Origin of the sequence: Stenotrophomonas sp. Y6, assembly GCF_022436665.1 — a bacterium.
Classification (GTDB): Bacteria; Pseudomonadota; Gammaproteobacteria; order Xanthomonadales; family Xanthomonadaceae; genus Stenotrophomonas; species Stenotrophomonas acidaminiphila_A.
On the sequence record NZ_JAKUKB010000009.1, the window covers coordinates 292,461 to 317,576 of the forward strand.

Genomic DNA, 25,116 nt, shown 5'->3' on the forward strand with positions numbered 1-25,116 from the left:
TAAGCACGTCCCGTGCCAACATCCATGTGCATGAAAAACAAGGATTAATTCCTGCGCGGTGCGGTGTCCGGGTGTCCGCGGACACCGGCGCGGACAGTGTCCGCGGCCGGGTGTCGCGCCGTTGTCCGATGGATGTCCGAAGCGGCTGACCTAGAATGTCCGTCTGTGAATCCAGGCGGATGGACTATGTGCGGCATTGTGGGAGCGATCGCGGATCGCGATGTGGTACCGGTACTGATCGAAGGACTGAAGCGGCTGGAATACCGGGGCTACGATTCTTCCGGCATCGCCGTGCTCAATGACCGCGACATCCGCCGCGTGCGCCGCACCGGCCGCGTGGCCGAGATGGCCAGTGCCGCCGCGGCCGAAGGCTTCGCCGCCACGCTCGGCATCGGCCACACCCGCTGGGCCACCCATGGTGGCGTCACCGAATCCAACGCCCACCCGCACGTCAGCCACGGCGTGGCGCTGGTGCACAACGGCATCATCGAGAACCACGAGGAACAACGCGAGCGCCTGCGCGCGCTGGGCTACACGTTCGAGTCGCAGACCGATACCGAGGTCATCGCGCACCTGATCCACCACCACCTGCAGGCCGACCACGACGACCTGCTGGGCGCGCTGCAGCGGGCGGTCAAGGAATTGACCGGCGCCTACGCGCTGGCGGTGATCAGCCGCAAGGAGCCGGAGCGGATGGTGGTCGCGCGCATGGGCTGCCCGTTGCTGGTGGGCCTGGGCGAGGGCGAGAACTTCGTCGCTTCCGACGTGTCGGCGGTGATCCAGGCCACCCGCCGCGTGGTGTTCCTGGAGGAAGGCGACACCGCCGAGCTGACCCGCGCCGGCGTGCGCGTGTTCGGCCCCGACGACATGCCGGTGCAGCGCGAGGAGCACCTGTCCGACGTGTCGCTGGCATCGCTGGAGCTGGGCCCATACCGCCACTTCATGCAGAAGGAGATCCACGAGCAGCCGCGCGCGCTGGGCGACACCATCGAGGCGGCGATCGACGCCGGCGGCTTCCCTGCCACGCTGTTCGGCCGCAACGCCGAAACGGTGCTGGCCGGCATCGAGGGCGTGCAGATCCTCGCCTGCGGCACCAGTTACTACGCCGGGCTGACCGCGCGCTACTGGATCGAGGCCATCGCCGGGCTGCCGTGCAGCGTGGAGATCGCCAGCGAGTACCGCTACCGCGCCGCCTATGCCAACCCCAGGCACCTGGTGGTGACCATTTCCCAGTCCGGCGAAACCCTGGACACGATGGAGGCGCTGAAGTACGCCAAGTCGCTGGGGCACGCGCACACGCTGTCGATCTGCAACGTGCCCGAGAGCGCCATCCCGCGCGCCAGCGAACTGGTCTGCTATACCCGCGCCGGCGCCGAGATCGGCGTGGCCTCGACCAAGGCCTTCACCACCCAGCTGGCGGCGCTGTTCCAGCTGGCGGTGGTGCTGGGCCGGCTGCACGGCCGGGTCGACGCCGCGCGCGAGGCCGACTACCTGGAGCAGCTGCGGCACCTGCCGGGCAGCGTGCAGCACGTGTTGAACCTGGAGCCGCAGATCGTGGCCTGGGCCGAGCGCTTCGCCGGCAAGGCCAACGCGCTGTTCCTCGGTCGCGGCCTGCACTACCCGATCGCGCTGGAAGGCGCGCTCAAGCTCAAGGAAATCTCCTACATCCATGCCGAGGCCTACCCGGCCGGCGAGCTCAAGCACGGGCCGCTGGCACTGGTGGACGCGGAGATGCCGGTGGTGGTGATCGCGCCCAACGACAGCCTGCTGGAGAAGGTGAAATCCAACATGCAGGAAGTGCGCGCGCGTGGTGGCGAGCTGTTCGTGTTCGCCGACCAGGACAGCAACTTCACCGCCTCCGACGGCGTGCACGTGATCCGCACCCCGCGCCACGCCGGCGTGCTCAGCCCGGTGGTGCACACCATCCCGGTGCAGCTGCTGGCCTACCACACCGCCCTGGCGCGCGGCACCGACGTGGACAAGCCGCGCAACCTGGCCAAGAGCGTCACCGTGGAGTGAGCGCGGCGGCGCCCGCTTGACCCTACGGCGGCCGGCGCGGCAACCGCGTCCGGCCGCCGGTTCATTGCAGGCCGGCGATGCCCGCGATCCCGCCGGCGGCACCGCAGCCGACCACCACCAGCCACGGCGGCAGCTTCCACCATGCCAGCGCGGCCAGCGCGGCCAGCGCCAGCGCGATGTCCCGCGGCGCATGGATGGCATGGGTGCCTACCGGGTCGTAGAGCGCGGCCAGCAGCAGGCCCACCACCGCCGCGTTGATGCCGCTCAGCGCGGCGCGCATGCGCGCGTTGCCGCGCAGCCGGTTCCAGAACGGCAGCGTGCCTGCGACCAGCAGGAACGACGGGGCGAAGATCGCCAGCAGGCACAGCAACCCGCCGCTCCAGCCCGACGGTGCCGCCTGCATGGAGGCGCCGAGGAAGCCGGCGAAGGCGAACAACGGCCCGGGCATGGCCTGCGCGGCGCCGTAGCCGGCGAGGAAGGTGTCGTTGTCGACCCAGCCCGCTGGCACCACCGCCGCCTGCAGCAGTGGCAGCACCACGTGGCCGCCACCGAACACCAGCGCGCCGGCGCGGAAGAAAGCGTTGGCCTCGGCGATGGCGTGGCCGGGCCGCAGCGCGGCGAGCAGCGGCAGCGCCACCAGCAGGGCGAAGAACAGCGCCAGCCACCACGCGCCGGCGCGGCGTCCCACGGCGATGGTCCAGGCGCCGCCTGGGGGCGCCGGCGTGGGTTTGAACAGCAGCAGGCCGGCCAGCGCGGCGGCGGCGATCAGGCCCGGCTGCACCCAGGCCGAAGGAACGCCCAGGGCGATGGCGGCCGCCACCAGCACCAGCGCCAGCCACGTGCCGCCGGCGTACAGGTTGCGTGCCATGCCCCAGACCGCCTGCGCCACCACCGCCACCGCCACGACCTTGAGTCCGTGCAGCACCCCGGGCGGAATCACCCCGGGATGCGCGGCCAGGAACCGCGCGAAGACGATCAGGGCGATGGCCGACGGCAGGGTGAAGCCGGCCCAGGCAGCGAACGCACCACGGTAGCCGCAGCGCGACAGGCCCAGCGCCATGCCGACCTGGCTGCTGGCCGGGCCCGGCAGCAGTTGGCAGAGCGCGACCAGGTCGGCATAGGCGCGCGGGTCCAGCCAGCGGCGCCGGGTGACGAACTCGGCGTGGAAGTAACCCAGGTGCGCGACCGGCCCGCCGAAGGCGACCAGGCCCAGCCGCAGGAACACCAGGAACACGCGCCATGCGCTGTCGCCGGCCACCGGGTCAGCGCCGCCGGGCGCATCGGTTTCATGCGCCACGGCGGCTTCCCGGTGGCACCGCGCCTGCGGGGCGGCTGCGGACGCGCTGCGACGGGGGGCGGCCGGTGGCGGCCGGGAAAGCGGTGGTGGGCATGGCACGGCGCGATGGCGGAAGGCGGTGGCCGACAGTAGCGCAGGCCGATGACAGGCGCGCCTGCGCGGGCGACGCTGTCCGCGGCCACCGCGGGGGCGGCCGCCCACCCGCCGTCACCGCGCGGTCGCGGCCAATGCCTGCAGCGAGGTCCAGCCGACGTCGATGTTGTGCTCCAGTGGCAACGATGCATACAACCAGCGGCCTTCGCGGTCGACACTGCTGGAGCCGGGCAGCGTGGCCTGCGCGGCGATCAGGCAGCGCGTGCGGCCGCCGTCGCGGCGCGCCTGGCCGAGCGGCAGCCACGCGGTTCCGCAGCCCGCGGCCGGCCCGCTGTAGTGCGGCGCTCCCGCGGCGATGCTCCACTCGCGGTAGTGGGCCACGTCCGGGAATCCGGCGTCATGCTGGACCACCGCCTGCAGCATCGGGTCGGCGCACCACAGGCCGCGGCGGGCCGGCCGGGTGAAGCAGACCCGGTGTCCGGCCGGGTCATGGCGGGCAACCGCCACGTCGTCCAGCGAGGCGATGCGGCGCCAGTCCGGCAGCGAATAGAGCGTGAGCTGCAGGCGGCCCTGGCCGGCGTCGGTGCCCACCAGCAGGCGGTCGCTGCGATCGGTGTAGGCGGCGAACGCCGGCGACGCGGCCGGCACCGGCAACGCGTTCACCGTGTCGCTGCCGACGTCGACCTCGAACAGCCGGTCGCCGTGCTCACCGCGGCCGATCACCAGCAGGCGGCGGCCATCAGCGGACCAGACCGGCGGATGGCGCGGCACCGGCACCAGCCCGGCCACCGGACGCAGCGTCTGCGGGTGCGCCGGCTGGCCGATCCACAGCTGCGCGTGCAGGCTGCGGTCGGACACGAAGGCCAGGGTGCTGCCATCGGGGGAGATGCCGGGGGTGAGGTCGACGCCGCTGGATGCGAACACCGGCTCGCCGCCGCCGCTGCCGTCGGTGCGGAAGCGGAACATGCCGCTGCGCAGCCGGTCGATCTCGAACACCATCGACCAGTGGTCGGCGGCGATGTCGGGGTAGGTCGGGTTGCCGCCCCCCAGCACCGGCAGCGGCACCGGCGTGCCACCGGCCAGGTCGACGCGGTACAGCCGGACTTCTTCCTTGACCAGGCTGAAGACCATGCCGCGGCTGTCCGGCAGCCAGGCCCAGCCGCGGATGTCGCCGCGCAGCGAAGTGACGCGGCGCGGCGTACCACCGGCCGCGGGCATGACCCACAGGTCGCCCAGCGTGGTGCCGCGGCGGAAGCCGAGCCAGCGGCCATCGGGGGAGTGGCGCGGCAGCGAATCGACGGCATCGCGGTCGACGCCGTAGTCCAGTGCGCGCCAGCGCGCGCTGGCGAGATCGAGCCGGTGCAGCCCACGGCCGCCGTCCGCGCGCACACCACCGGCGACCAGTGCGCCGCCATCGGGGGTCCAGTCGAACGGTTGCCCCTCGCGGTCCGCGCAGGCGCCGGCCACCCGCGCGGCGCCGCCGTCGGCTGCGGCGAGCATGAAGTGGCAGCCCTGCCCGGACCTGCGCACGAACGCGGCCTGGCGGCCGTCGCGCGACCATGCCGGCAGGCTGTCGCGCTCGTCGCCGACGGGGAAGGTGAACGGCTGCGCGCTGGCCTGCGACGTGCGCTGCAGGTACAGCCGCTGCCCGCCCGTGGCGGGGTCCTGGCGCGCGAACAGCAGTTGCGTGCCGTCCGGTGACAGGCGCGGCGCGGTCTCCTGCTCGGGCGAGGACACGATGGCGTGGTACTGCAGCGACGCCTCGCGCGCGCCGCCGGCCGCGGTTGCCGCGGCGTGGCGCGCGGTGCGGGCGGGCAGCAGCAGCGCCGGCACCAGCGTCACCCCCAGTACCGCGACCGCCAGCAGCGCGGGCCACCACCGCCGCCCTGCGCGCCGCGACGCGGCGGGTGGGGCCGGGTGCGGGGCCGGATCCGGTTCCGGATGCAGTTCCGGCGCCGTGGCCTCGTGCGTGGCGGCGTCCCGCGCCGGTTCGGCATCCGCGACCGGCGCCGCCAGCCACGCATGCGTGGCCAGCAGGCGGTAGCCGCCCCTGGCGATGGTCTCGATGTAGCGCGGGGCCCCGCGGTCGTCGCCGAATGCCTTGCGCAGCAGGGCGATGGCCTGGGTCAGTACGTCGTCGGTGGGCAGCGTGTCGGGCCACACGCGCGCCAGCAGCACGTCGCGGCTCACCACTTTCCCGGCCTCGTCCACGAGCACCCGCAGTACCTGCAGTGATTTGCGCGTCACCCGCCGCGAGTTGCCATCGATGCGCGAGACCACGGTGCGCCGGTCCATGTCGATATCGTGGTCGCCCACGCGCAGGATACGGCCCGCGGACGCCTGCGCCCGGTCCGCGTTGCCGGTATCACCCACGTCGTTCACTGCCTGCTCTTCCCTTGTGCCGGTCTGCCCGTCTGCAGGCCTGGCCAGCATGCCCGCCCTGATCGTGGACGGGGCGCGCACCGCACCGGCACGGCACGCGGACCGCGTCGGTCCGGTGCGATGCCGTGCCGCAGCCACGGCCCCGTCACGGCCCGAGGATGTGTCGCCACTGGCACAGCGGCATGTGCCTTTGGTCAGGTCGTGCACCGGCGTTCAGCCAGGCGATGCCTTCGCCTGCGTCGTCCGCCACGCGGTTTGCATGGCTTGGCGTCATGCCCGGTCCTTGGTCATCGCGACTTCAAGCAGATTCCGCCGTGCCGCCCGCTGCCTAGCCTTGTGTCCGTGCCCATGCCGGGCACGGCATGAAGAAGGAAAGCACCATGTACCGATATCTGATGATCGTCCTGGGCCTGGCCGCCGCCGCCATGCTGCCCGTGGATGCCGTGGCGGCTGGCAAGCAGGGTGATGCCACGCCGGCGTCCTGCGTCACCCTGTCCGGCCAGCACAAGGCGGCGCGTGTGGGCGGCGAGGGCATGGTCATCGCTGATGGCGACAAGCATCTGCGCCTCGATTTCGGCGGTTACTGCGAGGCGACGATGCGGAATTCGAACATCGTGATCGCCACCGATGGCCGCCAGAACGTGGTCTGCACCGAAGGCAGCGTGGTGACTTCCCGGTCCGGCCGCTGCGCGGTGCGCGGGATGCGCGCGATCGACGAGGCCGAGTACAAGCGCCTCGCGCGCCGGCGCAACTGACCCCGCGCCCCGTGATCCAACACAGGCCCGCACCGTCCTGGTGCGGGCCTGCGCGTTCGTGTGTCCGCCGCGGACGCCGGATACGCGGCGCAGCCAGTGCGCACGGGGCTGTCCGCACTGTCCGCCTGTCCGCCGCGCGGACGCGGCAATGGCCTGTGGCATGCCGCCGGCAGCGGATTTCGGAAAGATTTCGGCTGCATTTCCGGCATTTCGGCACGCGGACGCGCAAACAGATGGCCAGTTCCAACAAAGGAGTGGTCATGCAGGTGCAAATGCAGGTGTTGTGGCTGGACCGTGGTGATACGCGCGAACTGGAGCAGGTGGGCGATGCCGACCTGCCGCTGCTGGCGACGCTCGCGCGCGGCGCCAGCCTGGCGCTGGGCGCGGCCGAGGCGTCGTTCTGGCTGGTGCTCCGGGGCGAGCTGGATATTGCCGCGCGGGCGGGTGCGTTCCGGCTCGGGGTCGGCCAGTGGATCCACTTCGACCGTGGCGCGCACCCGCTGCTGCATGCCGGTGAACGCACCGTCGCCGTCGGGCTGGTGTTGCCGGCGGCCCTGCAGATGCGCCTGCTGCGCTCGCCGCAGCTGGCGCTGTTCCCAGGCCGTGGCAGCGTGACGGGGCTGGCACGGCGGCTGCTGGCGCGCCGCTGGCGCGCGGTGCTGGGGCGCCCGGGCCGCGGCATGCAGGCCACGCCCGCCGACCGCTGGCAGGTGGAACGGCTGCTGCGCGCCCTGGCCGGGCTGCAGCAGGGCCAGCAGGCGCTGATCGCGCGCTGCCCGGGGCGTTCGCTGTCGCACCGGCGGCAGGTCTATGCGCGCATGCAGCGCGCCCTGCAGTACATCGAAGGGCATACCCACCGGGTGGTCAGGATCGGCGAGCTGGCCGAGCTCAGCAGCATGTCGGTCTGGTACTTCACCAAGACCTTCCGTGCGGTCTACGGCGAATGCCCGCAGGCCACCTCGGTGCGGCTGCGGCTGGCCAGCAGCGCGCGCCTGATCCGCGATACCTCGCTGTCCATCACCGAGGTGGGCGCGGCCAGTGGCTTCGAGAACAACTGCAGCTTCTCGCGCGCATTCCGCACCCGCTTCGGCGTGACGCCGTCGCTGTACCGCAGTGGCGCGCAGGCGCTGTCGACAGACCCTGCAAACCCAATGGACAGGGCGTGCGGCGCAGTGGCGTGAGCGGCTCATTAACGTCGTGTGGCGTTGACGTCCCACCAACATTACCTGGAGAGAAATCCGTGAAACATCGCTGTTCCAAGCCGGTCGCCCGGCTGGCCGTGCTCCCGCTGGGCATCGCCGCCGCACTGGTCCCGTTCGCTTCGCTGGCGCAATCGCAGCCGGACGTGCGCAGCCTGGACCGGATAGAAGTCACCGGCTCGCGCATCAAGCGCGCCGACATCGAGGGCGCGGTGCCGGTCACCGTGATCGACCGCGCCGCGATCGACGCCAGCGGCCATGTCTCGGTGGCCGATGTGCTGCGCGATACCACGTTCGCCTCGTTCGGCAACTTCAGCCCGCGCTCGGGCAGCAGCGCCCAGGGCGTATCCGACGTCAACCTGCGCGGCATCGGCTCGGACCGCACCCTGGTGCTGGTCGATGGCCGCCGCGCGCCGTACGCGCCGTCGCTGGGCAGCAATGCCGACCTCAACACCATCCCGATGGCGGCGGTGGAGCGCATCGAGGTGCTGTCCGACGGCGCCTCCGCGCTGTACGGTTCCGACGCCATCGGTGGCGTGGTCAACATCATCCTGCGCAAGGATTTCGACGGCGCCGAACTGCGCCTCGGCAGGGGATCGCCCGATGTCGCCGGCGGCGACACCGAGGAGGGATCGCTCCTGCTCGGTACCTCCGGCGAGCGCGGCAACCTGATGTTCGGCGCGTCCTACAACGCGCGCGGCATCGTGTTCACCCGCGACCAGCTCGGCGGCGACACGCGCGGCAGCTCGCTCTATGGCAACAATTTCTACTTCGAGAGCGCGACCAGCCCGGGCGAGGAGGGCGATGCCGGTGGTGCGCTGCCGGGCTATGCCTGCAAGGATCCGAACTTCTGGATGAACGGCAGCAACTGCGTCTACGACTACAACGCGGTGGCCGCCAACGAGGCCTCGATCAAGAACAAGGCCTTGTTCGCGCGCGGCACCCTGCGGGTCAACGACGCGGTGTCGCTGTACTCCACCGCCAGCTACAGCCATGCCAGCAGTTTCGGCCGCTACGCGCCGACGCCCGGGGTGCTCTACGTGGCGGAGAACTCGCCCAACGACCCGGTGCCCGGCGACGGCCTCGGCGCCTTCATCTACCACCGCTACGCCGCGGCCGGCAACCGCGACAACTACATCGACAACACCGTGCTCGACCTGGGCGTCGGCGTGGACTGGCAGGTCAATGACCGGCTCAGCGTGGATGCCGGCGTGCGCCGCAGCGACGCGCGCCTGCGCGACCAGGGACGCGGCTACATCGTCACCCCGCTGGCCGAGGCCGCCGCCGCCGATGGCCGCTACAACCTGCGCGACCCGTTCGGCAACCCCGACGAGGTCATCAAGGGCTTCACCACCACCACCAGCCGCGAGGGCAAGTTCGTCATCGACGAGCTTTACGCCAACGCCAGCCTGGACCTGTTCGACATGGCCGGCGGGCGCTCGGCGCTGGCGTTCGGCCTGGAGTCGCGCCGCGAAGACTATGCCGACACCTACGATTCATTGTCCGAAGCCGGCGTCGTGGCCGGCTCCTCGGGCAACTCGGCGGCCGGCAACCGCCGCGTGCAGGCCGCCTTCGCCGAATGGCTGCTGCCGGTGGCGGACGGGTTCGACTTCACCCTGGCCGCGCGCTACGACCGCTACAGCGATTACGGCGGCGACCTGTCGCCCAAGCTCTCGCTGCGCTGGCAGCCGCTGGCCAACCTGACCCTGCGCGGTTCGGTCGGCAAGGGCTTTCGCGCGCCCAACCTCAACAGCATCCATGCCAAGCGTTCGTTCTCGGCCGAGCACGTGCAGGACTACCGCAGCTGCCTGGCGGTGGGCTATTCGTCCGCCCAGTGCGGCGGCGACGCCAATAACGACGGCATCGCCGATGGCCCGGTCAGCAAGGACGTCAGCTACCAGGTCGATACCTGGTCCAGCGGCAACCCCGCGCTGGGCTCCGAGCATTCCCGCCAGTACAGCCTGGGCCTGGCCTGGGACCCGCTGGACTGGCTGAACCTGACCTTGGACTACTACCACATCCGCATCGACGACCGCATCCGCCAGATCGAGTACCAGGAGCTGGTGGAGTTCGACAACAACGGCCTGCCGCTGCCGGCCGGAACCTCGGTGGAGCGACGCGCCAACGGCTCCATCCGCGAGATCAACACCGCCTATGCCAACGAGGGCGACCTCAGCACCCGCGGCCTGGACCTGAACCTGCGCGGCCGTTTCGACGGCGGCGGCTGGGGCCGGCTGGAGAGCTGGCTGCAGGTGGCGCGCGTGCTGGAGTTCAAGGTGACCGACGGGGCCACGGTCAAGGACCGGCTGGGCTGGGCGGCCGCCCCGGAGATGCGCGGCAGCCTGCGCAACATCTGGAGCCGCGGGGACTGGAGCGTCAACTGGAACGTCAACTACATCGGCGACCAGCGCAACCCCGGGGTCAAGCCGACCTTCGGCTTCCTGGCCGGCGACCCGGGCACGCGCGTGGGCAGCTATGTCACCCATGACCTGGCGCTGACCTACAAGGCGCCGTGGAACGCCGGCATCACCCTGGGCGCCAACAACCTGGGCAACCGCTACCCGCAGCTGGTCGAAACCGACGGCCGGCCCTGGAACTTCAACCTGTACAACGCCTACGGCCGCATCGTCTACCTGCGCTACACGCAGAAGTTCTGAGCCGCCGCCCGGGCCGTTTGCCACGACGGGCGCCCCGGTGGCGCCCGTCGTCGTTGCGGCCCCGCGACACCCCCGCGCCGGGGGCCGCCGGCGGCGGCGATATGCCACAATCGCCGCCGCACGGCAGGAAGCTGCAGGACCCCGACGTTTTGACCACCACCACCGCCACGACCACCCCGCCGCTGTTCTCGGTCGTACCCGCCGGCATCTTCGGCCCGCTGGCCTCGGCCAACCGCCAGAACTACTGGTCGCTGCTGTGCCGGATGTTCGACGAGTTCTTCGGCCCGGACGCGCCGGTGCCGCCCAGCCACGGCTTTCCGCGCCGCGAGATCACCGCCGCGATCGAGCGCTACCTGCTTGCCGACGACCCGTGGGAAGACGAGGACGGGCAGGCCCCGGACGCGCCGCTGAACGTGCGCGCCAGCGCCATCCACGACCGCTTCCGCGCCGCCGGCTGGCTGCGCCAGGAACGCATCGGCGCGCGCGAGATGGTGACCATGCCGCCGATGGTGGCGCAGCTGCTGTCCACCCTGGTGGAGTTCAGCGAGCACGGCCCGACCTTCGTCTCGGCCAAGATGCGCTCGGTGGAGCTGCAGCTGCAGCAGGTGGCCGAAGGCCACCTGGACGGGGGCATCCTCGACGAGGCCGCCGACCAGGCGCGGCGGCTGCTGGTGTCGCTGGCCTCCATGAGCCTGCAGGTGCGCGACCTGATGCCGGAGCTGAGCAAGGCAGAGACCACCGCGCAGTTCGCCCGGCAGTGGTTCGAGCGCTACGTCGGCCAGCTGTTCATCGGCGACTATGCCGAACTGCACCGCGCCGACCACCCGATGGCGCGGCGCAGCTCGATCCTGGCGATGGTGCAGCAGCTCGAGTCCGGCGCGCAGCGCGAAGCGCTGGTGGCCTGGTACGCCGAGCACGTGACCGGCGGCGACGCCGCGCGCGCCCAGCAGCGGCTGTCACGCAGCCTGGGACGGCTGCGCGAGCTGGAACGCATCGACGAATACCTGGCCCGGCTGGACGAGGACATCCGCCAGGCCAACCGCCGCGCGCTGGCCTTCCTCGACTACCGCCTGCGCGCCCCCGACCGGCTCGACGTACTGCTGCGCCGCGCCTGCCGCGGCGTGCTGTCGGCGCCGGAGGACGCGCTGCGGCTGCCGGTGGCACCCGGCCCGCTGATGGACGAAGCACGCCTGCGCCCGCCGCACCGCAAGCCGGCGCCGATCCCGCGCAGCGCCAACGCCACCACGCCGCCCACGCCGGAGCAGCTGGCACGGCTGTCGCTGCTGCGGCGGATGAAGCGCGCACGCCTGGTCAACGCCGAGGACATGGCGCGCTACGTCGGCCGCCACCTGCGGCAGGGCGCGGCGGTCGATTCGGCGCGGCTGGACATCGCCAGCATCGAGGACCTGCGCGCCTACCAGACCCTGCTCACGCTGGCCCTGCGTGGCAACCGCGTCGGCGGCCTGCGCCGCGAGGACCCGCTCGGCCGCCTGCTGCGCGGTTTCCGCGTCGAGCTGCTCGATGCCGGCAACGGCAACCACAACGATTACCTGCGCGGCCCGCGCTTCCGCATCCTGCGGGTGGGCGCAAAACTCCCGGAAACCGCATGAAACGCAGCTGGAACACCCTGAGCCAGATGTCCAACGGCACCTATGCCGTGCAGGACTTCGAGCGCGCCGCCTACCGCCTGGCCACCGAGCAGGTGCTGTACGCCACCGACCCGCGTTCGCGCGTGGCCTACCACCTGGTGGAAGACCATTACCCCGATTTCGTCGCCGCGCTGGAGCCGCTGGGCATCCGCCTGGAGCGCAACGCGCATTACCGCTACGTGGTGGCACTGCCGGCCCATGGCGAGGGCGCGCCGGTGACGCTGGACGAAACCCTGGCCCTGCTGGTGCTGCGCCAGCGTTACGACGAGGCCATGCGCCAGGGCCTGATCGAGGACCACGGCGAGGTGGTGGTGGAACTGCCGGACCTGCAGGAGAGCTGGCAGGCGCTGACCGGCCGCGCGATGCCCGACGTCGGCGCGCTGCGCGCGCTGGCACGCACGCTCAAGCGCTGGGGCGTATGCCGGCTGATCGACTCCGAAGGCGACGATCCGCAGCCGTTCCACCTGCGGGTGCGCCCGGCCATCGTCGAGATCGTCGGCGAGCAATGGCTGCAGCGCCTGGACCAGCACAACCGCGACGAGGCCGGCGACACCGGCGCGGAGGACGACGATGCAGCAGCTTGAACGCATCCACCTGGTGCAGTTCTTCCTGTTCGAGGCGCAGAGCCTGCAACTGGACGCGACCAGCGCCATCATCGCGCCCAACGGCGCCGGCAAGAGCGCGCTGCTCGACGCGCTGCAGATCGTACTGCTGGGCGGCGACCGCAGCCGCATCCGTTTCAACGCCCAGGCCGGCGGCAGCCACCGCGCGCGTACCATCCGCGACTACTGCCTGGGCGTATTCCGCAGCGGCGAGGAAGGGCGCAAGCGCCGCACCGCCACCACCTACATCTCGCTGGTGTTCCGCGACACCGACACCGGGGTGCCGCTGACCGCCGGCATCGCGCTCGGCGCCTCGGTCGACGAGCCCGAGCACCGCACCCACGGCCTGTACCTGCTGCCGGGCGTGGCGCTGGCGCTGGACGAGCACCTGGAGCGGGTCAAGGGCAAGGAACTGCCGCTGGCCTGGAATACCTTCCGCGAGCACATCGCGCGCCGCTGCAAGGAGGTGGGCGAGACCCCGCAGCTGCATCCCAATGCCGAACGCTTCCTGCGCGACCTGCTGCTGCGGCTGCGCGCCAGCCCGTCGGCCAGCCCCGACCTCAACGCCTACCGCAAGGCCTTCCTCAACGCGCTGAACCTGCAGCGGGTCGAGGACGTGGACCTGTTCGTGCGTACCCTGGTGGCCGAGGACCGGCCCACCGACATCGCCCGCTTCCGCGCCCTGCTGGACAGCTTCCGCCAGATCAAGGAGAAGATCGAACAGGTCAAGCAGCGCATCGACGCCGCCGAGGGCGCGGAGCGCCAGTACGAGAAGATCGCCGCGCAGGCCACCCGCGCCGCCTCGGCGCGCGCACTGGCCGCCGAATACGCCCGCGACCTGTACAGCGAACAGCTCGACCAGGCCGAAGGCGCGCTCGTCACCGCGCAGAACACGCTGGCCGACACCCGTCGCCGCCTGGCCGACACCCGCGTCGAACGCGACACCCTGCGCGAGGAGCAGGCGCGCGCCAATGCCCGCCTGCAGGGCAGCGCCGGCTACGGCGAGCAGGCGCAGCTTGACGAACTGGCCGGCCGCGACCGCGACCGCCTCGCGCAGCTGAAGAAGGACCTGGCGCGCGAGGTCGGCTTCGTGCGCGACCAGTTCCGCCAGCTCGACGCGCTCGCGCTCGACGACATCGACGCCGCCGCGCTGGCTGGCGCGCGCGAAGCGTGGGACGCGTGGCATGCCGAACTGTCGGCGCTGGCCGCCGAGGCCGCCTTGCCATGGACCCCGGACGAACTGTTCGCCGGTGCGCGCCAGGCGTTGCGCGCCGCCGCGCCGCTGCGCGAGCGGGTCGACCGCCACGCCCGCCAGCTGCACGCGGCCCACGACAAGGCGCGCGACGCGCTGGAGACCGCGCGCCAGAACCAGAAGCGTCTGGCCGCCGGCCAGGCCGAACTGCACCCCGACACGGTGCGGCTGATGAGCTACCTGCGTGATGCCGGCATCGACGCGCGCCCGGTCTGCGACCTGGTGCGGGTCACCGACGCGACCTGGCAGCACGCCATCGAAGGTTATCTGCGCAGCAACGTCGAAGCCCTGCTGATCCCGGACAAGGACGAGGAACGCGCGGTCAAGCTGTACCGCGGCCTGTCCGGCGGGCGCTCGGTGTATGGGGTCAAGCTCGCCCTGTCCAGCCATGCACGCAGGTCGCGTGGCGCCGACGAGCCGGAGAGCGGCAGCGTCGCCGCGCTGCTGGAGGGCGTCAACGCCGATGCACTGGCGTTCCTGCGCCGCCAGCTCGGCGAGCTGCGTTGCGTCGAAACCGAGGCCGAGCTGGTACGCAGCCGCCAGGGCCTGACCCGCGACGGCCTGCTGGCACGCGGCGGCAGCATCGAACGCCTGCGCCTGCCGGCGGCCGGCGACCTGCGCATCGGCGCCTCCGACAACCGCGCGCGGCTGCGCGTGCTGCACGAGGAAATCGAGAAGGCCGAACAGGAGTTGCGCCAGATCGAGCCGCGCCTGCGCCGCGCCGATGACTGCCAGCGCGGCTTGGCGCGGCTGGCCGATGCCGACGCGGTGGCGCAGGCGCTGCACGAGCGCGTGCTCGAACACCGCCAGGTGGCCGAACGCTACCGCAGCGCGCAGGAAAGCCGCCTCGCCTCGCTGGACCCGGACCTGCTGCGCCTGTCCGAACAGCTGCGTGAACTGAACGCCCAGCTCGCCGGCTGCGAGCAGCGCGCCGACGCGCTGGTCGGCCAGGAAGCCGTGGCGGCGGCCAACCTCGAGCGCACGCAGGCCCTGCTCGAAGGCCTGCGCCAGCAGGAAGAACTGATCGCGCGGCGCGCGGTGGACGCCTTCGCCGATGCGGACGTCGATCCGAACCGGGTCGAACGCCAGCGCGAGGAGCTGGACGAAAAATATCCGTCGCTGGAAGAACGCGCGCGCCGCTGCGAGGAGCGCGCCAGGGACAGCGACGCGCAGCTGACACGGCTGCTGCCCGAGGCCTGGAGCGGTCTGGCGCAGTACGCGCGCGACCATGGGCTGGAGCTGGATTTCGACGCCAGCGCCTGGCGCCCGGCGCGCAGCCTGCTGCAGCGCGAACTGACCCAGCTGCGCGATACCGAGCTGGTGCAGTACGAGGCCGAGGCGCGCCAGGCCTACGCCACCGCCGTGGATACCTTCCGCACCGGCGTGGCCTCCACCCTGTACGACAACTTCACCCGGCTCAAGACCCAGATCGCCACGCTCAACCGCACCCTGCGCGCCAGCCCCGCGTTCTCCAACAACGAGCGCTACCAGTTCCATTACGAAGTGGTGCCGGAGTTCCGCGAACTGCACCGCTTCATCCAGCGCGCCGCCGACATCGGCGGCGAGGACACGCTGTTCGAGAGCGCCGGCCAGGTACCCGAGGCGTTCCGCGCGCTGGTCGAGGACAAGGCCGCCACCCACGTGGCCAACTCGCCGCTGGACGACTACCGCCGCTTCTTCCGCTTCGAAGTGCAGATCCGCCAGGATGACCGGGTGATCGGCAGCCTCAGCGAACGCATGCGCTCGGGCTCCGGCGGTGAACACCGCGCGCCGCTGTACGTGATTGCCGGCGCCGCGCTGGCCGCGGCCTACGGCAAGAGCGAAGCGCACCCGGGCGGGCTGGGGCTGATCCTGCTCGACGAGTTCGGCGACAAGATCGACGCGCAGAACGCGCGCGCCACCACCAACTACCTGCGCTCGCTGGGCCTGCAGCTGGTGCTGGCGGCGCCGGACACCGCCCAGGGTACCCTGTCCGGCGTGCTCGACAGCTACATCGAACTGTTCCGCGACGGCGACCTGCTGCAGGCCGAGCGCATCGAGGTCACCGAAGCCGCGCGCACCCTGCTGCTGTCCGACCAGTTCGACCTGCACCCGGAACTGCTGGCGGCGGAAACCGAACGCATCGCGCGCGAGCAGGCGACGACGTGACAGCGGCACCGGGCCGCGCCTGGGGCGCCGGCCCGGCAAATGACGCAGCAGTAGCCGCGGCCCGTGCGCCGGCCGCGGCTACCGGCAACCTCAGCGGTTGCCGATGATCTCGACCCAGTAGCCGTCCGGGTCCTTGATGAAGGCCAGGTTCTTCATGCGCCCGTCCTGCAGGCGCTTCTGGAACGGCACGCCCAGTTCCTCGAAGCGCGCACAGGCCGCTTCCAGCGCCGGCACCGACACGCAGATATGGCCGAAGCCACGCGGCTCGCTGTTGCCATCGTGGTAGACCGGGCCGTCCTGGTGCTCGGTGCCATGGTTGTGGGTCAGTTCCAGCACCCCGGGGATGCCGGCCATCCACAGCCGGCGCGCGGCGTCATCCTCGGGCACCTGCATGCCCGCCGGTACGTAGGCCAGGAAGTACAGGCTGAACGCGGCCTCCGGGAAGTCGCGCCTGTCGACCAGGCGGAAGCCGAGCACGCGGGTGTAGAAATCCAGCGAAGCGGTGATGTCCTTGACCCGCAGCATGGTGTGGTTGAAGACGAAGCCGGTGGTTTCGGCCGGTGGCTGCGCGGCCACGCCGGGCTGCTGGTGGAGAGCGTTCAGGCTCATGGCGGTGTTCCTGATAAGGGGGAAGGGGCGATTCTAGAGCGCGGCGCGGCAATGCACCGGGAACGCAGCGTGCCGCGTTCCCGGTGGCGTGCGCCGTTGCCTGCCGCTCAGGGGTGCCGGGCGTAGGGCCGCAGGCTGCCGTCCTTGCCCAGCAGGTCGACCGTGAACGCCTCGCGGCGGCCATCGGCGGACTCCATGCCCGGAGAACCGATGGGCATGCCCGGCAGCACCAGCCCGCGCGCGGCCGGCTTCTCGCGCAGCAGACGCTGCACGTCCGCGGCCGGCACGTGGCCTTCCAGCACGTAGCCACCGACTTCGGCGGTATGGCACGACGCCTGCGACAGCGGAATGCCGAGGCGCTGCTTCACCGCGGCCATGTCGGTACTGTCATGGGCCACCACGGTGAAGCCGGCCGCGCGCATGTGCGCGATCCAGCCGTTGCAGCAGCCGCAGTTGGCGTCCTTGTGGACGTGCACGACCTGCGTCGCGTGGTCGGCGTGCGCGGCTGCCGGTGGCTTGCCCGCCGCCGCTGGCGGGGCGGCATCGCAGGCGGCGACGGCGAAGACGGCGCTGGCGACGATCAGCACGGATATCGTCCTGTGCAGCAGTGTGTTCATGTGGATCTCCTTCGGAAGGGGGGCGGAACGCCACGGGGCATTCCGCCGTGGGGGCGGGGTCAGAACCAGAACCGCACGCCGGCGACCCAGCGCGATTCGCGGGTGGCTTCCCCGGCGTCGCGGTGCAGGTCGGCACTGCGGCCGAAGCGCCGCTCATGCACGAAGCCGACGTAAGGCGCGAAGCGGCGGGTGATCTCGTAGCGCAGGCGCAGGCCGGCGCCGACGTGGCCCAGTCCGCTGCCGACGCCGCGGTGCGGGTCGTCGTCGGCGGCCACGCTGGCCTCCAGCGACGGCTGCAGGATCAGCCGGTTGCTCAGCAGCAGCGAGTACTCCGCCTCCACCGCCAGTTCGGCCCGGCGCGGCCCGCCCAGGTAGGCGGTGGCGGCGAACTCGAACTTGTACGGCGCCAGCCCCTGCACGCCGATGGCGGCGCGGGTCAGCCCGGGTGCATCGCCACCGTCATGGCGGACGCCGCCGACCAGGTCCCACCACGGCGAGATGGCGCGCCCGTAGAGTGCGTCCAGCGACCATTCGCCGAACCGGCCTTCGCTGCGCTGGCCGTCGCTGCGCAGCCAGAGACGGTCGATGTCGCCGCCGACCCAGCCCTTGGCCGCCCACGACTGGCCGCTGCCGTGGGCGTTGTCCCAGGCTTCCAGGTGATCGAACAGCACCAGGCTGTTGATGCCGGGCGCGTGCTGCATCGCATGCGGCGCGAGCGCCGGGAACGCCGCCGCCAGATCCGCGGCGGTCGGCGCGGGAATCGGCTCGCGCGGCACCTGCATGGCCGCCGCGCCATGGCCGGTGTGATCGGCATGCGTGGCATGCACGTCCAGGCCGTTGGCCGCAGAACCATGGCCGGCATGGGCGTCGCCGGAGGCAGGCCGCGATGGGGGCGCGGCGGGAGTGGCATGGCCGGCATGCGGATCATTGCCGTGCATGGACTGCGCGGCGGATGCCTGCATCGCATGGCCGGCGTGCGGGTCCGTGGCCGGTTGTGGCGGTACCGCGTCGGTCGCAGGGGCCGCCGCCGCGGCATGGCCGGCGTGCATGTCCGCGGGTGCGGACGTGCTGGCCGGCATCCGGTGGCCCGCATGCGGATCGGGGGCCGGTGCGGCCGGCTTCGCCGTTGCCGCGTGGGCGGCGTGGTGCGCGTGCGGGTCGGCCTCGGCGGCGTTGCCGGGCGACGCAGGCACGTGGCCCGCATGCGGATCCGGTTTGGCGCCGGCCCCATGGCGGTGGTGGCCGTGGTGGCTGGCATGCGGTTCCTGCGCGGCGGCGTTGCCGGTGGCCGCGGCCAGGGCGATGAACAGCAGCGATCGGGTGCGTGTCTTCATGCCTCGATCCTCACTTCGCGCATCATGCCCGCTTCCATGTGGTACAGCAGGTGGCAGTGGAACGCCCAGCGCCCCAGTGCATCGGCGCGCACGCGGTAGCTGCGGCGGGTGCCGGGCGGCATGTCCACGGTGTGCTTGCGCACCTGGAACTGGCCATTGGCATCCTCCAGGTCGCTCCACACGCCATGCAGGTGGATGGGGTGGGTCATCATCGTGTCGTTGACCAATACGATGCGCATGCGCTCGCCGTAGTTCAGCCGCAGCGGCTCGGCACCGGCGAACGGGACGCCGTCGAAGTTCCAGGCGAACTTCTCCATGTGCCCGGTCAGGTGCAGCTCGATCTCGCGGCCGGGTTCGCGCCCGTCCGGGTCCTCGAACAGCGAGTGCAGGTCGGCATAGGCGAGCACCCTGCGGCCGTTGTCGCGCAGGCCGATGCCGGGGTCTTCCAGCCGCGGCGAACTGGCCGCGCTCTGCATGTCCACCAGCGGATTGCCGCGCTCGCCGGGGGGATGCTTCGGCGCGCTGCCACCGCCACTGCCGTGTCCGCCGTGGGCGCCATGCGCTGCCTGTCCGGCAGGCTCTCCGTGCGTCATCGGCATGTCACCGTGGCCGCCGCCGTGGTCGTGGGCCATGTCGGCCATGGTCAGCAGCGGTCGCGGGTCCAGCGCCGGCACCGGCGCCTGCAGGCCGTGGCGCACCGCCAGCGTGCCGCAGGCATGGCCGGTGCGGCCCATGTCCTGGGCGAAGATGGTGAACGCGTCCTGGCCGCTGGGCTCGACGATCACGTCGAACGTCTCGGCCACCGCGATGCGGAACTCGTCCACGCTCACCGGGTGGATGTACTGGCCATCGGCCGCCACCACGGTCATCTTCAGCCCCGGGATGCGCACGTCGAAGTAGGTCATCGCCGAGCCGTTGATGAAACGCAGCAGTACTTTCTCGCCGCTGCGGAACAGCCCGGTCCAGTTGCCGGCCGGCGCGGTCCCGTTCATCAGGTAGGTATAGGTGTGGGCGTTGATGTCGGACAGGTCCGACGGCGTCATCCGCATCCGCCCCCACATGCCACGGTCGGCGAGGGTGGCGCGCAGGCCGTCGCGGCGGGCATCGCGCATGAAATCGCCCACCGTGCGCTGGTAGGTGTTGTCGTGCATCGGCATCTTCTTCATCCGCCGGTACAGCGCGGCCGGGTCCAGGTCGGTCCAGTCCGACAGCAGCACCACGTGCTCGCGGTCGACGCGGTACGGCGGCGGCTCCAGCGGATCGATCACCAGCGCGCCGTACAGGCCCGCCTGTTCCTGGAACAGCGAATGGCTGTGGTACCAGTAGGTGCCGGACTGGCGCAGCTGGAAGCGGTACTGGAAGGCCTCGCCGGGGGCGATGCCGTCGAAGCTCAGCCCCGGTACGCCGTCCATGTTGGACGGCAGCAGGATGCCGTGCCAGTGGATCGAGGTCATCTCGTCGGCGAGCGTGTTGGCCACGCGGATGCTGACCGTATCGCCCTCGCGCCAGCGCAGGATCGGCGCCGGCAGCGAGCCGTTGACGGTGACCGCGCTGCGCGCGCGGCCGGTGAAATCGACCGTCGAGCGGCCGATGGCCAGGCTCAGGTCGGTGCCGCGCAGCTCGCTGGCGGCCATCGCCCGCGGGACGGCGGCGAAGGCGTCGGATGCGCGCCACAGGCCGCTGCCGGCGACGACGCCGCCCAGGGCCAGGCCCTGCACGAAGCGGCGCCGCGACAGCACCGAGCGCGGGTCGGAAAGGAAATCGTTTTTCATGGGAACTCCATCGGTCGCCCGCCGGCGAAGGCGGGCGGCAACTGCGGATTTGCCGGGGGCGCGCGGAAGGCGGCGACCGACGTCACCCACGCTACGCGCTGCGTGCCCCGGGGGGGATGGCCGTCACGCGCGAATGGCCCGCGCGGCGGCAACAGCCGGATCAGGCGATGGGCGGCCGGTGCAGCTGGCGCGGACGTACGTCGTAACGCCCTGGCGTGGGCGCGCCGGGCTCGGTCGCGCGGGTGATGGCACTGGCCGGCGACGCCAGTGGCGTGGGCAGCATGTTGCAGTGCTGGGTGCAGTCGCACTGCTTGCCGTCGTCGCAGGGCGACGCGGGAGCCGGGGACGGCTTGGACGCATCGTGCAGGCCGCCGCCGTCATGGCAGCAGCCGTGATCCATGTCCATGTCCGTGGACATGGCCGCGACCGGCGCGGCGGCGGCCGGCATCGCCATCGCCGTGGCCGACCACACCGACCCGATCGCACCGGCGATCAGGGACAGGCACAGCAGCAGGGGCAGCAGGATGCGCGGCACGCGTAGTCGGTAGGGAAACCTGCGCGCACCATACCACCGTGCGGCGCGCGACGCTGCCGGCGGCGGCAGCGGTGGCCGTCCGCAGTAGAATCGCCTTCAGCTTTCATTAGAGTGTGTGATCCATGTCCCAGCGCGCCTGGGTGGCGGCGGCCATCCGCAAGATCGAAGCCGATTTCAACCGCTCGGCCGATACCCACCTGATCCCGGTGGACCTGCCCGGTTTCCCCGGCATCGACGTCTACCTGAAGGACGAATCCAGCCACCCGACCGGCAGCCTCAAGCACCGCCTGGCGCGCTCGCTGTTCCTGTACGCGCTGGCCAATGGCTGGCTGCGCGAGGGCTGCCCGGTGATCGAGGCGTCCAGCGGCTCGACCGCGGTGTCCGAGGCCTACTTCGCGCGCCTGCTGGGGCTGCCGTTCATCGCCGTGATCCCGGCCAGTACCTCGCCGGAGAAGATCGCCGCCATCGAGTTCCAGGGCGGGCGCTGCCACCTGGTGCAGCGCGCCTGCGACCTCAACTGCGAATCCGAACGGCTGGCACGCGAAACCGGCGGCCATTTCATGGACCAGTTCACCTATGCCGAGCGCGCCACCGACTGGCGCGCCAACAACAACATCGCCGAATCGATCTTCAAGCAGATGGCCGAGGAGCCGCATCCGGTACCGGAATGGATCGTCTGCAGTCCGGGCACCGGCGGCACCGCGGCCACGCTGGGGCGCTATGTCAGCTACCGCCGCCACGACACCCTGATCATGTGCGCGGACCCGGAGGTATCGGTGTTCTATGACGGCTACTGCGCCGCGCTGGCAGGGGCTGACTGGCGTGACCTGACCTGCGAAGGCGGCTCGCGTGTGGAGGGCATCGGCCGCCCGCGCGTGGAGCGCAGTTTCATTCCCACCTGTGTCGACGCCATGGTCAAGGTGCCCGATGCCCTGAGCCTGGCCGCCATGCGCCACGTCAGCGCCACCCTCGGGCGTCGCGTCGGCGGTTCCACCGGCACCAATTTCATCGGCGTGCTGCAGGCCGCGCAGCTGATGCGCGATGCCGGCCGCGACGGGTCCATCGTCAGCATCCTCTGCGATGCCGGCGAGCGCTATGCCCACAGCTATTACGACCCCGCCTGGTACGACCACCAGGGGATCGACGTGGCCGCCGCCGACGCCGCCGTCGCCGCGGCGGTGAACGGGCAGGGGCTGCCGGCGCTGCCTTGTGCGTGGCTCGAGCCGTCGCCATATCGGAGCTGATACCGGCCACGCCGGACCCGTTTCCAGGACTGCCCATGATTGCCAACCCCCTGCTCGACTTCTCCGGCCTGCCGCGATTCGACGAAATCCGCCCGGAGCACGTCACCCCGGCCATCGATGCCCTGCTGGCCGAAGCCGAAGCCGCGGTGAAGGCCGCCGAAACCGTCGCGCCGGTGAGCTGGGAGGCCTTCGTGACGCCGTTGGACGACGCCACCGAGCGGCTGTATCGCGCCTGGGGCCAGGTCGCCCACCTGCAGGCGGTGGCCGACACCCCGGAGCTGCGCGAGGCCTACAACGCCAACCTGCCCCGGATCAGCCGTTTCGGCAGCGCGATGGCGCAGAACCCGGCGTTGTACGCGCAGTACAAGGCATTGGCGGCGTCGCCGGAGGCCGCGGCGTTCGACCCGGCCCGGCGCAAGGTGCTGGACAATGCCCTGCGTGACTTCCGCCTGGGTGGCGCCGAGCTCGACGAGGCCGGCAAGACGCGCTTCGCCCAGATCCAGCAGGAACTGTCGGCGCTGTCGGCGAAGTTCTCGCAGAACGTGCTCGACGCCACCGACGCATTCGCCCTGTATGTCGAGGACGAGGCCGAACTGTCCGGCCTGCCGGCCGATGTGCGTGCCAGCACCCGTGCCGCCGCCGCCCGGGAAGGGCGCGAAGGCTGGAAGCTGACCCTGCACATGCCCTGCTACCTGCCGGTGCAGACCTATGCGGACAACCGTGCGCTGCGCGAGGCGCTCTACCGCGCCCATGCGGTGCGCGCGTCCGAGTTCGGCGACGCCGCGCTCGACAATGGCGGCAACATCGACCGCATCCTCGCGCTGCGCACCGAACTGGCCGCACTGTTGGGGTTCGACAATTACGCCGCGTATTCCATCGCCACCAAGATGGCGACGGGCCCGGCGCAGGTGCTGGACTTCCTGCGTGACCTGGCCGCGCGCGCACGGCCGTATGCGCAGCGCGATCGCGCCGAACTGGAAGCCTTCGCCCGCGATGAACTGGGGTTGGGCGAGCTGCAGGCGTGGGACCTGGCCTATGCCAGCGAGAAGCTCAAGCAGGCGCGCTACAGCTATTCCGAGCAGGAGGTGAAGCAGTATTTCACCGAACCGCGGGTGCTCGCCGGCCTGTTCGCGGTCATCAAGCGCCTGTACGGCCTGGAGGTCCAGCCGGACCGGGCGCCGGTCTGGCACGAGGATGTGCGCTTCTACCGCCTGGTCGACGCCGACGGCGCGCTGGTCGGCCAGTTCTACATGGACCTGTATGCCCGCGAAGGCAAGCGCGGCGGCGCGTGGATGGACGACTGCCGCAACCGCCGCGTCACCGCGGCCGGCGTGCAGACCCCGCTGGTCTACCTGGTCTGCAACTTCGGGCGTGGCAGCGATGGCAACCCGGCCACCTTCAGCCATGACGAGGTGACTACCGTGTTCCACGAGATGGGGCATGGCCTGCACCAGCTGCTCACCCGCATTGGCGAGCTGGCCGTGGCCGGCATCAATGGCGTGGAATGGGATGCGGTCGAGCTGCCCAGCCAGTTCATGGAGAACTTCTGCTGGGAATGGGGGCAGGTGCAGGCCATGACCGCGCACGTCGACAGCGGTGCGCCGCTGCCGCGCGCGCTGTTCGAACGCATGCTGGCCGCCAGGAACTACCAGAGCGGCATGTTCACCGTGCGCCAGCTGGAGTTCGGGCTGTTCGACATGCTGCTGCACAGCCAGTACCAGCCTTCCCAGGAAAACGTACTGCAGCTGTTGGGGCGCGTACGCGGCGAGGTCGCAGTCAACGTCCCGCCGGAGTGGAACCGGTTCCCGCACCAGTTCAGCCACATTTTCGCGGGCGGCTATGCGGCCGGCTACTACAGCTACAAATGGGCCGAAGTGCTCAGCGCCGATGCCTACGCCGCGTTCGAGGAAGCGCCCGACCAGGTCGCCGCCACTGGCGCGCGCTTCCGCGACGAAGTGCTGTCGCGCGGCGGCAGCCGTAGTGCGGCCGAGAACTTCCTCGCGTTCCGCGGGCGCGAACCGCGGATCGATGCCCTGCTGCGGCACAGCGGCATGGCCGCCTGACGGCCACGGGCATCGCCCCGGCGGGATTCAGCCGCGGTGATGCCTGGCCGCGGTATTGATGGAAGCTCTTCTCCGCAGGGACCGGCCATGCCCCGTCTCATCCCGCGCCTTGCCGCTGCCGCCGCCATCATCGCGGTGGTGCTGTGGTTCCAGCCAGAAATCGTCGAGCCGCCGGCCAAGGTGAGCGGCAGCGGCCTGAACCTGCGCAGCGCGCCGGATACGCGCGCCGACCGGGTGGCGGTACTGCCGGTCGGCACCACGGTGGAAGTACAGCGCTGCCTGGACGACCTGAGCTGGTGCAACGTGCGCCACGGCGAACAGAGCGGCTGGGTGGCGGCGGACTACCTGATCGCCCGGGCCGATGGGCGGCGGGTGAAGGTGGCCGAAGCGGGCAGGGAACTGGGCGTGGTGATCGAGACCGCCAAGCCCGGCGGCTGAGCCGGCGTTGTCGCATCGGCGCACACCGCGCATGCGGGAGGTGCAGGCGGTGTGTATTTGCCTCTTCCCAAAACCTGAAACAGGTTGCATACTTCCGCTCCTTCGCCGCCGGCCAGTGGTTGGCAGCGAAGGCAGGAAGTTGAAGTCACCCTCACGCAGGTGTTGACGGCAACGAAAAGGCTGCCATAATAGGCGGCTCGCTTCGACGAAAAGCCCTCGGGTTTGCGGTTGGAGCGGCGGAGTCGGGCCTCGAAACGAGGTGTTGACGAAGCGGAAAAGCCGGCTATAATGGGCGGCTCGCTCGGACGGAAACGCCGGGCACTAAGGAAGAAGGCGCTGAGGCCGATTCCGAAGTTCTTTGAAAGTATGCGCAGGTATCTTGTGAGGGCGCCTGCAGGAGTGGATGACTGTCCATCTTGCAGACGTTTGATCAAGCAATGAATAGTTTGTT

The 25,116-nt window shown here is 71.0% G+C and carries 17 protein-coding genes; 10 read left to right on the top strand and 7 right to left on the bottom strand.

Features of this window, described 5'->3' with window-relative positions:
• Window positions 1-186 precede the first annotated feature (186 nt).
• Window positions 187-2,019, top strand: coding sequence for a glutamine--fructose-6-phosphate transaminase (isomerizing) (gene glmS, locus MKP15_RS12875; protein WP_240212954.1), 1,833 nt, complete (start codon window positions 187-189; stop codon window positions 2,017-2,019).
• Window positions 2,020-2,080: 61 nt separating this feature from the next.
• Here glmS and chrA read toward each other — a convergent pair whose 3' ends face one another.
• Both chrA and MKP15_RS12885 read right to left on the bottom strand, forming a co-directional pair.
• Entirely contained in the window at window positions 2,081-3,277 is a 1,197-nt protein-coding gene (gene chrA / locus MKP15_RS12880; RefSeq protein ID WP_240212974.1) for a chromate efflux transporter, read from the bottom strand.
• A 246-nt stretch (window positions 3,278-3,523) separates the two neighbouring features.
• Window positions 3,524-5,791 carry a winged helix-turn-helix domain-containing protein gene (locus tag MKP15_RS12885; protein WP_240212955.1) on the bottom strand — a complete coding sequence of 756 codons (2,268 nt, stop codon included), beginning with the start codon at window positions 5,789-5,791 and terminating at the stop codon, window positions 3,524-3,526.
• 362 nt (window positions 5,792-6,153) lie between these two features.
• Here MKP15_RS12885 and MKP15_RS12890 point away from each other — a divergent pair, with 362 nt between their 5' ends.
• The 6 genes from MKP15_RS12890 (at window position 6,154) to MKP15_RS12915 (ending at window position 16,053) form a co-directional block, all read left to right on the top strand.
• Window positions 6,154-6,546 carry a hypothetical protein gene (locus MKP15_RS12890; protein WP_240212956.1) on the top strand — a complete coding sequence of 131 codons (393 nt, stop codon included), beginning with the start codon at window positions 6,154-6,156 and terminating at the stop codon, window positions 6,544-6,546.
• 260 nt (window positions 6,547-6,806) lie between these two features.
• Complete coding sequence (locus tag MKP15_RS12895) at window positions 6,807-7,727, top strand: AraC family transcriptional regulator (protein WP_240212957.1); 921 nt, start codon at window positions 6,807-6,809, stop codon at window positions 7,725-7,727.
• A gap of 59 nt (window positions 7,728-7,786) precedes the next feature.
• On the top strand, window positions 7,787-10,402 hold the full coding sequence (locus MKP15_RS12900) for a TonB-dependent receptor (protein WP_240212958.1): 2,616 nt from the start codon (window positions 7,787-7,789) through the stop codon (window positions 10,400-10,402).
• Window positions 10,403-10,551: 149 nt separating this feature from the next.
• On the top strand, window positions 10,552-12,012 hold the full coding sequence (locus MKP15_RS12905; RefSeq protein WP_240212959.1) for a Wadjet anti-phage system protein JetA family protein: 1,461 nt from the start codon (window positions 10,552-10,554) through the stop codon (window positions 12,010-12,012).
• Window positions 12,009-12,635 carry a DUF4194 domain-containing protein gene (locus MKP15_RS12910; protein ID WP_104937947.1) on the top strand — a complete coding sequence of 209 codons (627 nt, stop codon included), beginning with the start codon at window positions 12,009-12,011 and terminating at the stop codon, window positions 12,633-12,635. Before MKP15_RS12905 ends, MKP15_RS12910 begins: the two co-directional genes overlap by 4 nt.
• Entirely contained in the window at window positions 12,622-16,053 is a 3,432-nt protein-coding gene (locus MKP15_RS12915) for an SbcC/MukB-like Walker B domain-containing protein (protein ID WP_240212960.1), read from the top strand. The genes MKP15_RS12910 and MKP15_RS12915 overlap by 14 nt, the downstream gene beginning before the upstream one ends.
• A gap of 90 nt (window positions 16,054-16,143) precedes the next feature.
• Here the strand turns inward: MKP15_RS12915 and gloA are convergent, their stop codons facing one another.
• The 5 genes from gloA to MKP15_RS12940 all read right to left on the bottom strand — a co-directional run bounded on the left by gloA (window position 16,144) and on the right by MKP15_RS12940 (window position 20,920).
• On the bottom strand, window positions 16,144-16,662 hold the full coding sequence (gene gloA, locus MKP15_RS12920; protein WP_240212961.1) for a lactoylglutathione lyase: 519 nt from the start codon (window positions 16,660-16,662) through the stop codon (window positions 16,144-16,146).
• 107 nt (window positions 16,663-16,769) lie between these two features.
• Window positions 16,770-17,279 (bottom strand): DUF411 domain-containing protein, encoded by a 510-nt coding sequence (locus MKP15_RS12925; protein WP_240212962.1) that lies wholly within the window; start codon window positions 17,277-17,279, stop codon window positions 16,770-16,772.
• Between the two features lie 59 nt (window positions 17,280-17,338).
• Window positions 17,339-18,613, bottom strand: a complete 1,275-nt coding sequence (locus MKP15_RS12930) for a copper resistance protein B (RefSeq protein ID WP_240212963.1) — start codon at window positions 18,611-18,613, stop codon at window positions 17,339-17,341.
• Complete coding sequence (locus tag MKP15_RS12935; RefSeq protein ID WP_240212964.1) at window positions 18,610-20,385, bottom strand: copper resistance system multicopper oxidase; 1,776 nt, start codon at window positions 20,383-20,385, stop codon at window positions 18,610-18,612. The genes MKP15_RS12930 and MKP15_RS12935 overlap by 4 nt, the downstream gene beginning before the upstream one ends.
• A 160-nt stretch (window positions 20,386-20,545) precedes the next feature.
• The gene (locus tag MKP15_RS12940; protein WP_240212965.1) at window positions 20,546-20,920 is read right to left on the bottom strand and encodes a CopL family metal-binding regulatory protein; all 375 of its coding nucleotides are present in this window, start codon (window positions 20,918-20,920) and stop codon (window positions 20,546-20,548) included.
• A 122-nt stretch (window positions 20,921-21,042) separates the two neighbouring features.
• On the opposite strand from MKP15_RS12940, the gene MKP15_RS12945 reads away from it, so the two are divergent.
• The 3 genes from MKP15_RS12945 (at window position 21,043) to MKP15_RS12955 (ending at window position 24,665) form a co-directional block, all read left to right on the top strand.
• The gene (locus MKP15_RS12945) at window positions 21,043-22,164 is read left to right on the top strand and encodes a PLP-dependent cysteine synthase family protein (RefSeq protein ID WP_104937952.1); all 1,122 of its coding nucleotides are present in this window, start codon (window positions 21,043-21,045) and stop codon (window positions 22,162-22,164) included.
• Window positions 22,165-22,202: 38 nt separating this feature from the next.
• Window positions 22,203-24,227 (top strand): M3 family metallopeptidase, encoded by a 2,025-nt coding sequence (locus MKP15_RS12950; protein ID WP_240212975.1) that lies wholly within the window; start codon window positions 22,203-22,205, stop codon window positions 24,225-24,227.
• Between the two features lie 87 nt (window positions 24,228-24,314).
• A complete protein-coding gene (locus MKP15_RS12955) occupies window positions 24,315-24,665 on the top strand; it encodes an SH3 domain-containing protein (RefSeq protein ID WP_161614342.1) in 351 nt (116 codons plus the stop codon).
• Window positions 24,666-25,116 lie beyond the last annotated feature (451 nt).

Bases quoted from the DNA above. Each gene is read 5' to 3' on its own strand.
- MKP15_RS12930 (WP_240212963.1), bottom strand. From the start codon at position 18,613: ATGAAGACACGCACCCGATCGCTGCTGTTCATCGCCCTGGCCGCGGCC.
- MKP15_RS12910 (WP_104937947.1), top strand. From the start codon at position 12,009: ATGAAACGCAGCTGGAACACCCTGAGCCAGATGTCCAACGGCACCTAT.
- glmS (WP_240212954.1), top strand. From the start codon at position 187: ATGTGCGGCATTGTGGGAGCGATCGCGGATCGCGATGTGGTACCGGTA.
- MKP15_RS12925 (WP_240212962.1), bottom strand. From the start codon at position 17,279: ATGAACACACTGCTGCACAGGACGATATCCGTGCTGATCGTCGCCAGC.
- MKP15_RS12895 (WP_240212957.1), top strand. From the start codon at position 6,807: ATGCAGGTGCAAATGCAGGTGTTGTGGCTGGACCGTGGTGATACGCGC.
- MKP15_RS12890 (WP_240212956.1), top strand. From the start codon at position 6,154: ATGAAGAAGGAAAGCACCATGTACCGATATCTGATGATCGTCCTGGGC.
- MKP15_RS12935 (WP_240212964.1), bottom strand. From the start codon at position 20,385: ATGAAAAACGATTTCCTTTCCGACCCGCGCTCGGTGCTGTCGCGGCGC.
- MKP15_RS12915 (WP_240212960.1), top strand. From the start codon at position 12,622: ATGCAGCAGCTTGAACGCATCCACCTGGTGCAGTTCTTCCTGTTCGAG.
- MKP15_RS12945 (WP_104937952.1), top strand. From the start codon at position 21,043: ATGTCCCAGCGCGCCTGGGTGGCGGCGGCCATCCGCAAGATCGAAGCC.
- gloA (WP_240212961.1), bottom strand. From the start codon at position 16,662: ATGAGCCTGAACGCTCTCCACCAGCAGCCCGGCGTGGCCGCGCAGCCA.
- MKP15_RS12955 (WP_161614342.1), top strand. From the start codon at position 24,315: ATGCCCCGTCTCATCCCGCGCCTTGCCGCTGCCGCCGCCATCATCGCG.